General features: G+C 48.0%; 4 protein-coding genes. All 4 read left to right on the forward strand.

Annotated elements, in window-relative coordinates:
* The first annotated feature begins 145 nt into the window (after positions 1 to 145).
* From CWO13_RS23785 to CWO13_RS19575, 4 genes are read left to right on the forward strand one after another with little or no spacing between them, the layout of a single operon-like run.
* The gene (locus CWO13_RS23785; RefSeq protein WP_107899293.1) at positions 146 to 337 is read left to right on the forward strand and encodes a hypothetical protein; all 192 of its coding nucleotides are present in this window, start codon (positions 146 to 148) and stop codon (positions 335 to 337) included.
* Entirely contained in the window at positions 337 to 8,178 is a 7,842-nt protein-coding gene (locus tag CWO13_RS19565; protein ID WP_108083415.1) for a type I polyketide synthase, read from the forward strand. Before CWO13_RS23785 ends, CWO13_RS19565 begins: the two co-directional genes overlap by 1 nt.
* A complete protein-coding gene (locus CWO13_RS19570) occupies positions 8,178 to 10,226 on the forward strand; it encodes a PfaB family protein (RefSeq protein ID WP_108083416.1) in 2,049 nt (682 codons plus the stop codon). The genes CWO13_RS19565 and CWO13_RS19570 overlap by 1 nt, the downstream gene beginning before the upstream one ends.
* Complete coding sequence (locus CWO13_RS19575) at positions 10,223 to 16,096, forward strand: hotdog fold thioesterase (RefSeq protein WP_108083417.1); 5,874 nt, start codon at positions 10,223 to 10,225, stop codon at positions 16,094 to 16,096. Before CWO13_RS19570 ends, CWO13_RS19575 begins: the two co-directional genes overlap by 4 nt.
* Position 16,097: the final 1 nt, after the last annotated feature.

Below are 16,097 nucleotides of genomic sequence, written 5' to 3' on the forward strand. Positions count from 1 at the left end.
TGTATCGACCACTCACCTCGGGTAGCCTGCTCAACCATTAAACAAATTCACACGTTTTCTTTGCGGATACCGACTTGTCGTTTAGTCAGACTTTGAACAGGATTTTAATGGACATCGCCTCAACATTTGAATGCCACCGTCGCGCATGAAACACCTCCCCTACTCTCGTAAGTCAACGCACTTCGAAAGCCTAATTTCTATCTGGTTGCCGTCACTCAGCAACCTGAATTTTCAGCTGCGCTTCCCTAAATCTGTTTCAGATTTTCTTTCTATAGCTTTAAAAGCGCAGCCTCAAAACACGACATCGCCCTCAGTGATTTCAAGTGGAGACTCATAATGAGCCAACCCGAAAAAAATACCCCGGAATCAGTCGACGACACTCGACTTAATAAACGTCTTAAAGACATGCCTATTGCTATCGTTGGAATGGCAAGCATGTTTGCGAACTCTCGTTACTTAAACAAGTTCTGGGATTTGATCAGCGAAAAGATCGATGCAATTACCGAAGTGCCTGATACGCACTGGCGTCCAGAAGATTACTACGATTCAGATCGTACAACGCCAGACAAATCTTACTGTAAGCGCGGTGGTTTCATCCCCGAAGTTGACTTCAACCCTATGGAGTTCGGTCTTCCGCCAAATATCCTTGAACTGACTGATACGTCACAGCTGCTTTCTCTGATCGTGGCAAAAGAAGTACTTGAAGATGCGAAACTGCCTGAAGGCTACGATCGCGATAAGATCGGTATCACGCTCGGTGTTGGTGGTGGTCAGAAGATCGCTCAAAGCCTAAATGCACGTCTTCAATACCCTGTTTTGAAAAAAGTCTTCAAGAGCAGTGGTATCAGCGACGACGACAGCGAAATGCTGATCAAAAAATTCCAAGACCAATATATCCACTGGGAAGAGAACTCATTCCCTGGTTCATTGGGTAACGTAATATCAGGTCGTATTGCTAACCGCTTTGACCTTGGTGGGATCAACTGTGTCGTAGATGCTGCGTGTGCAGGTTCTCTAGCCGCAATGCGTATGGCTCTGAGTGAGCTGGTTGAAGGCCGCAGTGAAATGATGATCACTGGTGGCGTGTGTACTGATAACTCGCCAACCATGTACATGAGTTTCTCTAAAACACCTGCATTTACCACCAATGAAACCATTCAACCTTTCGACATCGATTCAAAAGGGATGATGATTGGTGAAGGCATCGGCATGGTTGCTCTTAAGCGTCTTGAAGATGCTGAGCGCGATGGCGACAGAATCTACTCAGTGATTAAAGGTGTCGGTTCTTCTTCGGACGGTAAGTTCAAGAGTATCTACGCGCCTCGCCCTGAAGGACAAGCAAAAGCACTAAAACGCGCTTACGATGATGCTGGTTTCGCACCACACACGCTTGGCCTTTTAGAAGCGCACGGCACAGGTACAGCAGCAGGTGATGTTGCTGAATTTGGTGGCCTAAACTCGGTATTCAGTGAGAACAATGAAGAGAAGCAACACATTGCGTTAGGCTCTGTGAAATCTCAAATTGGTCACACTAAATCAACTGCGGGTACTGCAGGTTTAATCAAAGCTGCATTAGCACTACACCACAAAGTACTGCCGCCAACGATCAACGTATCGGCTCCGAATCCTAAGTTGGATATCGAGAACTCACCGTTCTACCTAAACACACAAACGCGTCCTTGGATGAAACGTGTCGACGGCACACCACGCCGTGCAGGTATCAGCTCATTTGGTTTTGGTGGCACTAACTTCCACGTTGTATTAGAAGAGTACACACCAGAACACGTTCGCGGTGACAAATACCGTCAACGCCAAGTACCGCAAACTCTGTTATTCAGCGCGGAATCTCGTCAAGCACTGATCAATGAGCTCAAGCAGGTTTCAACTCAAGCTGCAGATGCGGCATTCAAACTAGAAGCGCTTGCTGAGCAGCACGCTCTGCGCGAAGTAGACGCTAAGCACGCTCGTCTTGGTTTAGTTGTCACTGACCAATCAGACCTTCAAGCGCAACTGACTCAAGCGGTTTCTATGCTTGAGAGCCAAACCAAAACACATTGGCAGATGCCAAACGGTACTAGCTACCGTGAGTCGGCACTGATTGCAGAAAATGGTGCAGGTAAAGTGGCAGCACTATTTGCAGGTCAAGGTTCGCAATACCTCAACATGAGTCGCGAGCTTGCTTGTCATTACCCAGAGATGCGTCAACAGCTTGCTCAAGCGGATCAGGTATTTGGTCAGCACAAGAAAACGGCTCTGTCGCAAATTCTGTTCCCAATTCCAACCTTCACACCAGAAGCAACCAAAGCTCAAGAAGCTGTGTTAACCAACACGGCCAACGCGCAAAGTGCGATTGGTACTGTGTCTATGGGTCAGTTCGACATCATGACTCAAGCTGGCTTCAAAGCAGACATGGTGGCAGGCCACAGCTTTGGTGAACTAAGTGCACTATGTGCATCGGGTGTTATCTCGCAAGACGATTACTACCAGCTAGCTTTCGCTCGTGGCGATGCGATGGCAGCGACACCTGAACAAGGCGACAGCGGTACTATGTTTGCAGTCATCCTAGATGCAGACAAACTTCCAGCTGTTGAAAGCTGCATCAGCCAATTTGAAGGCGTGAGTATTGCTAACTACAACGCTCCGACTCAACTGGTTATTGCAGGTCCAACTGCGACGGTTCAACAAGCAGCACAAGCGCTAACTGAGCAAGGCTTCAAAGCGATTGCTCTGCCAGTTTCTGGCGCTTTCCACACACCGCTTGTTGCTCACGCTCAAAAACCATTTGCTTCTGCAATTGATAAAGCTTCATTCAGCGCTCCAACACTGCCGCTTTACTCAAATGCAACGGGCAAGTTGCACAGCAAAGACGCGAAAGCGATCAAGAAAGCGTTCAAGCAACACATGCTGCAATCGGTTCGTTTTAGCGAGCAAATTGAAGCGATGTATGAAGCAGGCGCGCGCGTATTCGTTGAGTTCGGTCCGAAAAACATTCTTCAAAAGCTGGTTGAGAAAACATTGGCTAATAAGAACGAAGAGCTTTACGCAATCAGTATCAACCCAAGCCCTAAAGGCGACAGTGACCAACAGCTTCGTTTAGCTGCAGTTCAACTATGCGTGGCAGGTGTTTCATTAGACAACATTGACCCTTACCAAGCTGACATTGCTGAACCTGCGAAGGCATCACCAATGAACATCAAGCTGAATGCAACCAACTACATCAGCCCTGCTACTCGTAAGAAAATGGATCAATCATTGGCTTCGGGCAACGTCACCGAAAAGACTGAGATTGTTGAAGTGAAAGTTGAAGTCGAGAAAATCGTGGAAAAAGAAGTGATTAAAACAGAAATCGTTGAAGTACCTGTGGCTGCTCCTCAAGCTTCAAATGTACAACAGTCAACTGCTCCAGCACCAAGTGCACAAGTAGCAACAGCTGCTCCACAATCACAAGTGGTTCAAACTGCCCCAGCAACTATTCAGCCAGCAGCTCAAGTAACCGTTGATGAATCTTCACTGCAATCGTTCTTCAATGCTCAACAACAAGCAGCAGAAGTACATCAGCAATTCTTGGCGATTCCTCAGCAATACGGTGACACATTCAACACCCTAATGTCTGAGCAAGCGAAAATGGCAACAGCAGGCGTAGCAATTCCTGATAACCTACAGCGTTCTATGGAAATGTTCCACCAGCACCAAGCTGAAACGCTAAAAGCTCACGCTCATTACCTAGAAATGCAAGCGCACAGCAACAACTCAGCACTTAATATGCTGACGCAAGGTTCAGTACAAACGGCACAACCAACCTTCGTTGCGCCAGTAAATGCTCAACCAGTGATTCAAGCTCCAACTACTCCAGCAGCTATCGTCCAACAGCCTGTAGCTCAAGTACAAGCTGCTCCTGTACAAGCTGCGCCAGTTCAAGCTGCACCGCTTCAAAAGACAGCAGCTCAGCAAGCTCCAGTACAGAAAGCCGTTCCTACACCACAAGTAGCGGCTCAAGCGGCAGCGCCTGTTGCAGCTCAACCTGTGCCAGTTAAAGCGCAACCGGCTCCTGTGGCTGCACCAGTGGCAGTACAATCAGCCGATGCTGAAAAAGTGATGCTAGAAGTGGTCGCTGAGAAAACGGGTTACCCAACGGAAATGCTTGATCTAGAAATGGACATGGAAGCAGACCTTGGTATCGACTCAATCAAGCGCGTAGAGATCCTTGGTACCGTTCAAGACGAAATGCCGAACCTACCAGAGCTGAACCCTGAAGATTTAGCTGAATGTCGTACTCTTGGTGAAATCGTTACCTACATGAACAGCAAGATGCCAGCATCAGCGCCTGTGGCAGCACAACCAAGCGCAACTGCTCCTGTTCAAGCTGCTAACGGTCTTGATGCAAAAGTCGTTCAACAAACCATGCTAGAAGTGGTTGCTGAGAAGACCGGTTACCCAACGGAAATGCTTGATCTAGAAATGGATATGGAAGCAGACCTTGGTATCGACTCAATTAAACGTGTTGAGATTCTTGGTACGGTTCAAGATGAACTGCCTACTCTTCCAGAGCTAAACCCTGAAGATTTAGCTGAGTGTCGCACTCTTGGCGAAATTGTTGCTTACATGAACAGCAAGCTCCCAGCTTCTGCACCAGTTGCAGTACAAACGGAAGTAGGTGCGCCAGCAGCAGCTAACAGCGGTCTAGATGCGGCTGTCGTTCAAAAAACCATGTTAGAAGTAGTGGCAGAGAAGACGGGCTACCCGACTGAAATGCTAGACCTAGCAATGGATATGGAAGCTGACCTTGGTATCGATTCAATCAAACGTGTTGAAATCCTAGGTACGGTTCAAGACGAGCTACCGACTCTTCCAGAGCTAAACCCTGAGGACCTCGCTGAGTGTCGCACTCTTGGCGAAATCGTAGACTACATGAACAGTAAGCTTCCAGCTTCTGCTCCAGTAGTGGCTCAAGTATCTGCACCAGCGCAAGCAGTATCAAACGGTTTAAGCGCAGAACAAGTTCAAAGCACAATGTTGAGCGTAGTAGCTGATAAAACGGGCTACCCAACAGAAATGCTCGACCTAGCAATGGACATGGAAGCTGACCTTGGCATCGACTCAATCAAACGTGTTGAGATCCTTGGTACGGTTCAAGACCAGCTACCAACATTACCAGAGCTGAATCCTGAAGACCTGGCTGAGTGTCGTACTCTTGGCGAAATCGTTGACTACATGAACAGCAAGTTAGCTCCTAACGCAGCAACTGCGACAGTAGCAGCTACAGCCGCCGCAGAAAGCACGAGCAACGACCTAAACCCTGCGCATGTTCAATCCACAATGATGGAAGTGGTTGCCGACAAAACAGGCTACCCAGCAGAAATGCTCGACCTAGCGATGGACATGGAAGCAGACCTTGGCATCGACTCAATCAAACGCGTTGAGATTCTAGGTACGGTTCAAGACCAGCTACCAACGCTGCCGGAGCTAAACCCTGAAGACTTAGCTGAGTGTCGTACGCTTGGTGAAATCGTTACCTACATGCAAAGTAAGCTATCCGCTGCTGCACCCGTAGCGACTCCAAAAGCTGAATCAGTAACGCCTATCGTAGAAACAGCGACAGCGGAACTTCCTCCACACAATGAGGTAGCGCTAAAAAAGCTACCAGCGGCAGATAAACTCGTCGATTGTTTCTCAAAAGATGCTTGTGTCGTGATCACAGATGATGGTCACAACGCCGGTGTTCTAGCAGAAAAGTTGACCGCTAACGGCATTCAAGTTGCTGTAGTGCGTAGTGCTCTTTCTGCCGCGTCACCTTTAAACAGTGAAATCGCAAGCTACACGCTCAACAGCGTCGATGATGCTGGTGTGACTGCGGTTATTAACGACATCGAAGTAGACCTTAAAACGTCGAACAAAGTGATTGCTGGCTTCATTCACCTACAAGCTATCGTTGATGCTAAACAAAGCAACGAGCAAGCGGTTAACTTGAATGCAGACTCAAGAGCTTCGCTAACCACAGCGTTCTTGTTCGCGAAGCACCTAAATGGCCAACTGAATGCTGTTTCTGGTCGCAGCGTGTTCTTCACGCTAAGCCGTATCGATGGTGGCTTTGGTTACCTAGATACTAAGCAACTAGCGAATGCAGAACTTAACCAAGCCGCGTTGTCTGGTCTCACTAAGACACTGAGCCATGAATGGTCAAACGTGTTCTGCCGTGCATTGGATGCTGACGCTTCGATTGATGCTCGTCACCTTGCTGAAGCTATCACAGGCGAACTGTTCGATATCGATACCAACACGGTTGAAATCGGCCTTAGCCATGCGGAAAACGGTGAATCTGGTCGTGCAACATTGATTGCTGCAACACCAGGTGCTGCACAAACTAAAAACACAGGCGCTCAACTCACCAAGAGCGATAAAGTTCTGGTAACTGGTGGCGCTAAAGGCGTGACGTTTGAATGTGCACTGACGCTTGCTAAGCAATGTAAATCTCATTTCATTCTTGCAGGTCGTAGTAAGCATATTACTTCAGCTGAGCTACCTCAGTGGGCACAGGGCAAGCAAGAGAAAGAGCTAAAACCAGCGGCTATCGCTCACCTACAAGCAACAGGTGACAAACCAACACCGAAAAAAGTTGATGCCTTGCTAAAACCGGTATTGAGCAGCCTTGAAATCAACGCAGCACTTGCCGCTTTCAACGAGATTGGCGCGAGCGCTGAATACCTAAGCCTAGATGTATCGAACCATGAGTCTGTAGCGAAAACACTGGCGAATTTCGACGGCATCACGGGGCTAATCCACGGCGCAGGTGTATTGGCTGACAAACACATTCAAGACAAAACGCTTGATGAACTGAACATGGTTTACGGCACCAAAGTGGGTGGACTAGAAGCGGTTCTTGGTGGTCTTGATAGCGGCAAGTTAAAACTGATTGCGATGTTCTCTTCGGCGGCGGGTTTCTATGGAAACACAGGCCAAAGCGATTACTCGATGTCTAACGAGATCCTAAACAAAGCGGCTCTACAACTGTCTGCGCGTAACCCTCAAGCGAAAGTAATGAGCTTCAACTGGGGACCGTGGGACGGCGGCATGGTAAACGCAGCACTGAAACGTATGTTTACAGAGCGTGGTGTGTACGTAATTCCTCTTCAGGCAGGTGCAGAACTGTTTAGCTCTCAACTACTGAACGAAACTGGCATTCAACTGCTGGTTGGTACGAGCATGCAAGGTTCTGACAACAAGGAAGCTGCTGTAAAAAAGCTTAATGCGGAGTCTGTGCATCTTGCAGAGAGTCCGCTGAATACAAGCATTACTGTGACACGTCATCTTGATCCTAAAGCATTGCCTTTCATTCAAGATCACTGCATTGCCGGTAACCCCGTGTTACCGACAGTGTGTGCCATCCAATGGATGCGTGAAGTGGCGGAGCAACTGTTAGGGGTGAACGTTAGCGTTCACAACTACAAACTGCTTAAGGGTGTGATTTTTGATACTGATGAAGTGCAAGAGCTAAAACTGGTTCTTTCTTCTGATGCTAAATCAAAAGATCAGCTAAAAGCAGTGATCAGTTGCCAAGGACGACCACAGTATCAAGCTCAGTTGCAAGTTGCCTCTGTGCAAGTGTCTGAAGATGTTCAACAAGCGTCGACAAAACGCTTTGAAGCTAACTCTTCAACACCAGTAACAACGGCGCAAGCTCTATACAGTGATGGCACTCTGTTTCACGGACCAAGATTGCAAGGTATTACTTCAGTCGAGCGCTTTGACGACTTAGGCTTATTGGCTCAATGCCAGTTGCCTCAGATTGAAAACAGCGACTGCGGATCATTTATTCCGAAGCAAGGTTTTGGTGATAGCCAGCCATTCGCGGAAGATTATTTGCTGCAAGCCATGCTGGTATGGGCTCGATTGAAATACGGCGCAGCAAGCCTACCGTCTGCAATTGGTGAGTTTATTTGTTACGCACCGATGCACAATGGTGACCAAGGTTGGCTAGAACTGAGCGTGATAAAAAGCACGGCTCGTTCACTGCAAGCTGATATCTCGCTTTACCATCAAGATGGTCGTTTAAGCACAGTAATGAAAGGTGCCAAAGTCACCATCAGCAAGAGTTTAAATGACGCATTTTTGCCGAAGTCTAGCTCAACAGTATCGAAGAAAGAGTCTAATAAGAACGCAGAAAAGGAGCAATTGTCATAGTGACTGTTCCTACTAATAAAGCGATGCCATTGCGCATCGCTCTTTTAGCTCAGCCAGCAAACGCGGCTGAGCTTTCTGCCGACTTATCATCTTCGCTTCCAGAAATGATGACTGTTGTGGTTGATGGCAATTTTAATCAAGCACTTACTCAAGCGATTGAGGCAGTCAATCAAGGCAGTGCTGTTAAGCTTTGTTTGGATTCTCACTCACCATCATTGTTGATGTTGAGTGCGTTGACGGCTGCTCAAAACAAGATTCATCCACACGCTTATCTAGCGGGTTTTGTAGATACAACTACCGGAGATAGCGTTCAGCTTGCTCTGGATATTGCTCGCCGCCCCGCTACAGATCTAAGCCATCAACAGCAATACTCTTCACTATCTGTTTCGCAGCAGTTTGGTCAATTGTTGAATATGGTTAATGCGATATCGAGCCGTTCATTACCGAGCCATTCATTACCTAACTATTACTGGTTCACTGAGCCAAACAAAGCTCGTGTTGCGTCATTGACCTTCAATGACGATAGCCAACAATCCACCAGCCTGATATTGACTCAAGCGACCGGTTTGCAAGAGCCAAAGCCCCTGCTATCCAGCGAGCGTTTGATGTTTGTGCTTTCTGGCAATGACCAAGCTGAATTGGTTTCTCAGCTAACCTCATTAAGAGAAGAGCTTAAATGCATTAGCGATTCAGCGGACAGCGAAATTGCTATCGCCACCTTAATGCATTCAAACCTAAGTCACTTCCAAAGTGTTCAGCACAATGTTGGCCGTGGTGCGAACATCGTGATTCAGGCGGCTTCAATTGATGCTGCATTGCAAGAGATCACCGCGGTAGAAAATGCGTTGCCAAAAGTAATGGCTGATAATAGCCAATACAAAACGCCTGCGGGAAGTTGTTTCTCACCGATGCCTCAAAGCAAAGGTGGTGTTGCATTTGTTTACCCTGGTGTTGGCACGGTTTATCCCGGTATGTTGCGAGAGTTTCACCACCATTTCCCACAGTTATTTGCTCGTTTAGAACGTGAAGGTAACTTGAAAGAGATGCTGCAGGCTGACAAAACCTACGCTGAAGACGCGCAAGAAATGTCGCTTAGTGAATTGGCCATTGCAGGTGTGGGCAGTAGTTATCTGTTAACACAACTGCTGTGTGATGAATTCAAAGTGCAGCCAGATTTCGCCTTGGGCTACTCCAAAGGTGAAGCCTCCATGTGGGCCAGCTTAAATGTTTGGAAAAACCCACATGCGCTAATCGAGATGACTCAAACTAGCCCTATTTTCACCACGGCTATTTCTGGCGAACTCACCGCAGTGCGTCAAGATTGGCAGCTGAACGGCTACGAAAGTATCCAATGGAATAGCTTTGTGGTTCGCAGTGATGCACAAGCGATTGAGGCTCTGTTACCAGAATTTCCGCGCGCTTATCTCGCTATCATCCAAGGTGATACTTGCGTACTGGCAGGCTGTGAAAGCACCTGTCGTGCTCTGCTCAAGAAACTGGGTAAACGTGGCATTGCCGCGAACCGTGTTACTGCAATGCACACCACGCCAGCATTGAGCCAACATAGCCAAGTGCGTGAATTTTACACGCAACCACTGTTCGACCAATTGCCAAAGCATATCCGCTTTATCAGCGCAGCAGGTCTACCGACTGGCGCACCAATCAATATCGACAGCGACAGCATCGCCCTTTCGATTGCCAACACTTTCTGTTCAACGCTGGATTTCACCGCGTTGATCCAGAGTGCGCGTCAACAAGGTGCTCGTCTGTTTATAGAAGTAGGTGCCGATCGTCAAACCAGCACATTGATCGATAAGATCAACCGCAGCGACAGCGTAGCAGACCAATACTGCACAATCGCTTCCAATGCCAAGGGGGGTGACGATGTTGTCACGCTCATCAAGTGCATTGGTCAACTCATTACTCATCAAATTCCACTGTCTGTCGAGCCGCTTATTCAAGGGTTAGAACAACAGATCACCGCCGCTAAGCAATTAAGTGGTGTATCTCAAGGCAGCGCAGTAAATCATCAAGGAGAGCTAGTATGAGTTCTCAATATCAGGCTCAGAATAAGCAGCAAGTGAAGTGCAATAAGATCGCGATTGTCGGTATTGCCAACCAATACCCGGAAGCTGATACGCCAAAAGATTTTTGGCAAAACTTGCTGAACAAAAAAGATTCTCGAACCACATTAAGCGCTGAAAAGTTAGGTGCTAAACCTGAAAGCTATCAGGGTGTGCAAGGTGAGTCAGACCGTTTTTACTGTGATAAAGGTGGCTACATCGAAAACTTCAATTTCGATGGCAATGGCTACCGCTTAACAGCCGAATCATTCAAAGGTGTTGACCAGAGTTTCCTATGGGCTTTGGATACCAGTCGTAAGGCTTTAGTCGACGCTGGCATTGATTTGAATGCCGATGTTTTAGAGCGCACAGGCGTGATCATGGGTGCCCTTTCGTTCCCAACCACACGCTCAAACGACCTGTTTCTGCCGATGTATCACTCGGTGGTCGAGAAAGCACTCAAAGATAAATTGGCTAATGACCAATTTTCACTGCTACCAACCAATGAAACTGCTCAAGACCTCAACCCGATCAACGGTGCTGCAGCACACAACGCCTCTAAGTTAGTAGCTGATGCGCTAGGTTTAGGCAACGTACAACTTAGCCTAGATGCGGCATGTGCAAGCTCAGTGTATTCATTGAAGTTAGCGTGTGATTACTTGAACACGGGCAAAGCCGACATGATGTTGGCAGGCGCGGTATCCGGTGCTGACCCATTCTTTATCAACATGGGTTTTTCCATTTTCCACGCTTACCCTGACCACGGTGTGTCGGTTCCGTTTGATAGCAACAGTAAAGGCCTGTTTGCTGGCGAAGGTGCCGGTGTTTTAGTGCTAAAACGCTTAGCTGATGCAGAGCGTGATGGCGACAACATCTACGCAGTCGTCAGCGGTATTGGCTTGTCGAACGATGGCCGTGGCCAGTTCGTATTAAGTCCAAATAGCAAGGGACAAGTCCAAGCCTTTGAACGCGCTTACGAGGCTTCAAACCTATCACCAGACAGCATTGAAGTGATTGAGTGCCACGCAACCGGCACACCGTTAGGTGACAAGGTTGAGTTAACCTCAATGGAACGTTTCTTTGCTGACAAGTTGAATGGTTCTAACCCGCCATTGATTGGCTCTGCCAAGTCAAATCTCGGTCACTTACTGACGGCAGCAGGTATGCCTGGGATCATGAAGATGATCTTCGCGATGAAAGAAGGTGTGCTTCCTCCAAGTATTAATTTGGACAAGCCACTATCGTCGCCAGAAGGTTTATTTGGTTCACAGACGCTACCAACACAAGTGCAACCTTGGCCAAGTAAAGCGGGCAACCAAGAGCGCTGTGCGGGTGTTTCTGTATTTGGTTTCGGTGGTTGTAATGCTCACTTACTGCTTGAAGCGTATTCAGGTACGGGTCATGCAAACCAGACTCTAGAGTCAGCATCTCCAAGCCTACAATCGCCTAATTTAAGCATTACTGGTCTCGCGTCTCACTTCGGTTCTCTGCAAAGCATCAATGCACTAAGCACTGCGATTGAGACTAACAGCGATGCTTTCATTACCTTGCCGAAGAAACGCTGGAAAGGCTTAGACCAACATCCAGAACTGCTGAATCAGTTTGGTTTACACGGCATTCCAAATGGCGCGTACATCGATCAATTCGACCTCGATTTCCTACACTTCAAAGTGCCGCCTAATGAAGATGACCGTTTGATCTCTCAGCAGTTGCTACTGATGAAAGTTGCAGACGAAGCCATCAAAGATGCCAAGCTTGTAGCTGGCCAAAAGGTAGCAGTACTCGTCGCTATGGAAACAGAGCTTGAGATGCACCAATTCCGTGGACGCGTAAACCTGCATAGCCAATTGGCTGACAGCTTTACCAACATGGGGATTGAGCTGACACAAGACGAATACCAAGCGCTAGAAACCATTGCGATGGACAGTGTGATGGACGCAGCCAAGCTGAACCAGTACACCAGTTTCATCGGTAATATCATGGCTTCGCGCATCTCTTCATTGTGGGACTTTAACGGCCCTGCCTTTACGATTTCAGCCGCTGAACAGTCGGTTGCTCGTTGTATCGATGTCGCACAAAACCTAATGTCGCAAGAATCCATGGATGCAGTCGTGATTGCAGCCGTTGACCTTAGCGGCAGCGCAGAACATGTGATTCTGAAGAACAGCGTGAGCCCAGTGTCACTTGATCCTAAATTCGGACAACCGCAAGACGGCAGTTGGAATGTCGGTGAAGGCGCTGGTGCAATCGTTCTTGTTGAAGAGAGTCGAGCCACCGGAAACCAAGATACGGCTTACGGCAGCATCAATGCATTGGCCTTTGGTTCAAGCGAGCGTAGCAACGCCGTTGCTGATGAGTTACTGACTCAAGCAGGCATCGGCTCGAACGATGTATCTTTGCTTGAGCTTAACCATGCACCAGAGTCTTCATCACACGAGCTTGTATCTCTCAATCTAGGTGTAACCAAGACCACTCAAGCAAGTCTACGTGTGGGTCACTGCTCTGCAGCTTCTGGCATGGCAAGTCTGCTACACGGTCTGCTCAACCTGAACCTAAAGTCTCTGAATCCAAACATCAGCTCTAAGAGCGCGATTGTTGCCAACATCAGCGAAGGACAATGTTCACAGCTGCTACTAAGCCAGTCGAGTGTTGAATCTCAGTCACTTTCCGTTCGTTTAAGCAATGAACTAGCGAGCGATGCTAAACGTCAATTGGTTAAGCAAGTGACATTAGGTGGTCGCGATATCTATCAACATATTGCTCAAACCCCAGTGACCAACTTGGCAACGATTCAACAGAAAGCTTCTGGTAAACAAGCAGCAAGAGTGGCGTCGATTCCAACGACAGCAAGCATTCAAGCGGCCCTTGCGCAAAAAGAGTTAGAGAAGAAAACATTAGCGCAGAACGCGGTAGAGCCAGTCATCGAAACTCCTACATCAGTATCCCCTACTCTGGCGCCAACTCGCCACAGTCAGCTAACAGGTAACCACAGCAATATGACTCATGTCCTATCCGCTAAAAATGGCGCGTCTCAAATCGACGCTAAGACGGATGCAGCATTACAACCGTCTGTAACACCACATAACCAAGCTTTTGCTCAAAACCAGCAAGCGGCCCAGCAAGTACACAAAGCATTCCTGCACACTCGTGCCCAAGGCATGCAGATGGCTGATGCACTATTAAAGGCACAGTTAAACGCAATTACGTCTGGTTTAGATAGCTCAGCCGAAACATCAGCTCAACCAGCTCAAGTTCAGTCAGTGCCAGTAAACGCACTTACGACGCCAGCACCAGTAAAACCTATCCGTAAGCCATGTATCTGGGATTACGATGATCTGGTTGAATACGCTGAAGGTGATATCGCCAATGTATTTGGTCCTGACTACGCGATCATCGATAGCTACTCGCGCCGCGTTCGATTGCCAACCACCGACTACCTATTGGTATCTCGTGTCACTAAGCTCAACGCGACAGTGAACGAGTACAAGCCAAGCACCATGACCACAGAATACGACATCCCAGTTGATGCGCCGTATCTTGTCGATGGTCAGATCCCTTGGGCTGTAGCGGTAGAATCTGGTCAGTGTGACCTAATGCTGATCAGCTACCTAGGTATTGATTTTGAAAACAAAGGCGAGCGTGTTTATCGCCTGCTTGATTGTACACTGACCTTCCTTGGCGACTTGCCTCGTGGTGGCGACACACTGCGTTACGACATCTCAATCAACAGCTTTGCTCGCAATGGCGACACACTACTGTTCTTCTTCTCGTACGAATGTTTCGTTGGCGACAAGATGATCCTGAAAATGGACAACGGTTGTGCAGGCTTCTTCACTGATGAAGAGCTAGCAGACGGCAAAGGGGTGATTCACACTGAAGAGGAGATCAAGGCTCGTAAGCTTGCCACTAAGCAGCGCTTTGACCCGATTCTGCACTGCCCTAAAACCCAGTTTAACCACCAAGAACTGCGTCACCTACTGACTGCCAACATCGCAGAGTGTTTTGGCCCAACTCACCAATCTGATCGCCACCAGCCTTCTTTATGTTTCAGCTCAGAAAAATTCATGATGATCGAAAAGGTCAGCCGTGTTGAACCGCAAGGCGGCACATGGGGACTTGGTCTGATTGAAGGTCACAAACAGCTAGAACCTGAGCATTGGTACTTCCCTTGTCATTTCAAAGATGACTCAGTAATGGCCGGCTCTTTGATGGCAGAAGGTTGTGGTCAACTGCTGCAATTCTTCATGATGCACCTTGGCATGCACACGCTTGTTCAAAATGGTCGTTTCCAGCCGCTTGAAAATGCGCCTCAACAAGTACGCTGTCGTGGTCAAGTTCTACCACAATCGGCAGAACTGACTTACCGCATGGAAGTGACCGAGATTGGTTTAAGCCCTCGCCCATACGCAAAAGCTAACATCGATATCTTGCTGAACGGCAAAGTGATTGTTGATTTCCAAAACTTAGGTGTAATGATCAAAGAAGACGACGAATGTACTCGTTACCTGCCTTCTTTAGAAACAGCTGTCGCAACCCCTGTTATCGAAAACTTGGGCCATACACCAGCAGTGAATCAACAAGCTTCAGCAAATGCGCCACTTATGGCGCAAATTGAAGACCTAGAAACAACGCCAAATAAAGGCGTGATTCCTCTTCAACACGTTGAAGCTCCGGTAACGCCTGATTACCCGAACCGCACACCCGATACGGTTCCATTCACGCCTTACCATATGTTCGAATTCGCGACTGGCGATATCGAGAAATGTTTCGGCCCTGATTTCTCAATCTATCGCGGGATGATTCCACCACGTACTCCGTGTGGCGATCTGCAGCTAACCACTCGTGTCGTAGAGATTGATGGCAAGCGTGGCGACTTCAAGAAGCCTTCATCGTGTATCGCAGAATACGAAGTGCCAGAAAATGCATGGTACTTTGATGAAAACAGCCACCACACCTTGATGCCTTATTCGGTATTGATGGAGATTTCACTGCAGCCAAACGGCTTTATCTCTGGCTACATGGGCACCACGCTTGGCTTCCCAGGTGAAGAACTGTTTTTCCGTAACCTAGATGGCAGCGGCAAAATGCTGCGTAACGTCGACTTGCGTGGCAAAACGATTACCAACGATTCTCGTCTGCTTTCAACCGTAATGATGGGCACTAACATCGTACAGAGCTTCAGCTTCGAACTGAGCACTGACGGCGTGCCTTTCTACGAAGGTACAGCGGTATTTGGTTACTTCAAAGGCGCAGCACTGAAAGATCAGCTTGGTTTGGACAACGGTAAAGTGACTCACCCTTGGCACGTTGATAACAACCGCACACCGGATGTAAACATCAACCTGCTAGACAAAACGACTCGTTACTTCAATGCACCTGTTTCTGCTACTGGTGAAGTGCAAGAACACTACCAACTGGCTGGCGGTCGTTTGAACTTTATCGATACTGTGCAGATCACAAGCGATGGTGGTAAAGACGGTCTAGGTTACCTATACGCTGAGCGTACGATTGACCCAAGCGATTGGTTCTTCCAGTTCCACTTCCATCAAGATCCGGTAATGCCTGGTTCTCTAGGTGTCGAAGCGATCATCGAACTGATGCAAACCTACGCGCTAAACAAAGATCTTGGCGCTGGCTTCCGCAATCCGAAATTTGGTCAAATCCAATCTGAAGTGAAGTGGAAATACCGTGGTCAGATTAACCCTCTGAACAAGCAAATGTCTCTGGATGTACACATCACTGCGATTAAAGACGAAGACGGCAAACGTATCATCGTTGGCGACGCAAACCTGAGCAAAGATGGTCTGCGTATTTACGAAGTGAAAGACATCGCGATTTGTATCGAAGAAGCATAAG

It is taken from the genome of Vibrio sp. ZF 223, assembly GCF_003050585.1.
Lineage (GTDB): Bacteria > Pseudomonadota > Gammaproteobacteria > Enterobacterales > Vibrionaceae > Vibrio > Vibrio crassostreae.

What these genes read in the sequence shown, in the direction of transcription:
- CWO13_RS23785 (WP_107899293.1), top strand. Translation starts at nt 146, where the DNA reads ATGAAACACCTCCCCTACTCTCGTAAGTCAACGCACTTCGAAAGCCTA.
- CWO13_RS19565 (WP_108083415.1), top strand. Translation starts at nt 337, where the DNA reads ATGAGCCAACCCGAAAAAAATACCCCGGAATCAGTCGACGACACTCGA.
- CWO13_RS19575 (WP_108083417.1), top strand. Translation starts at nt 10,223, where the DNA reads ATGAGTTCTCAATATCAGGCTCAGAATAAGCAGCAAGTGAAGTGCAAT.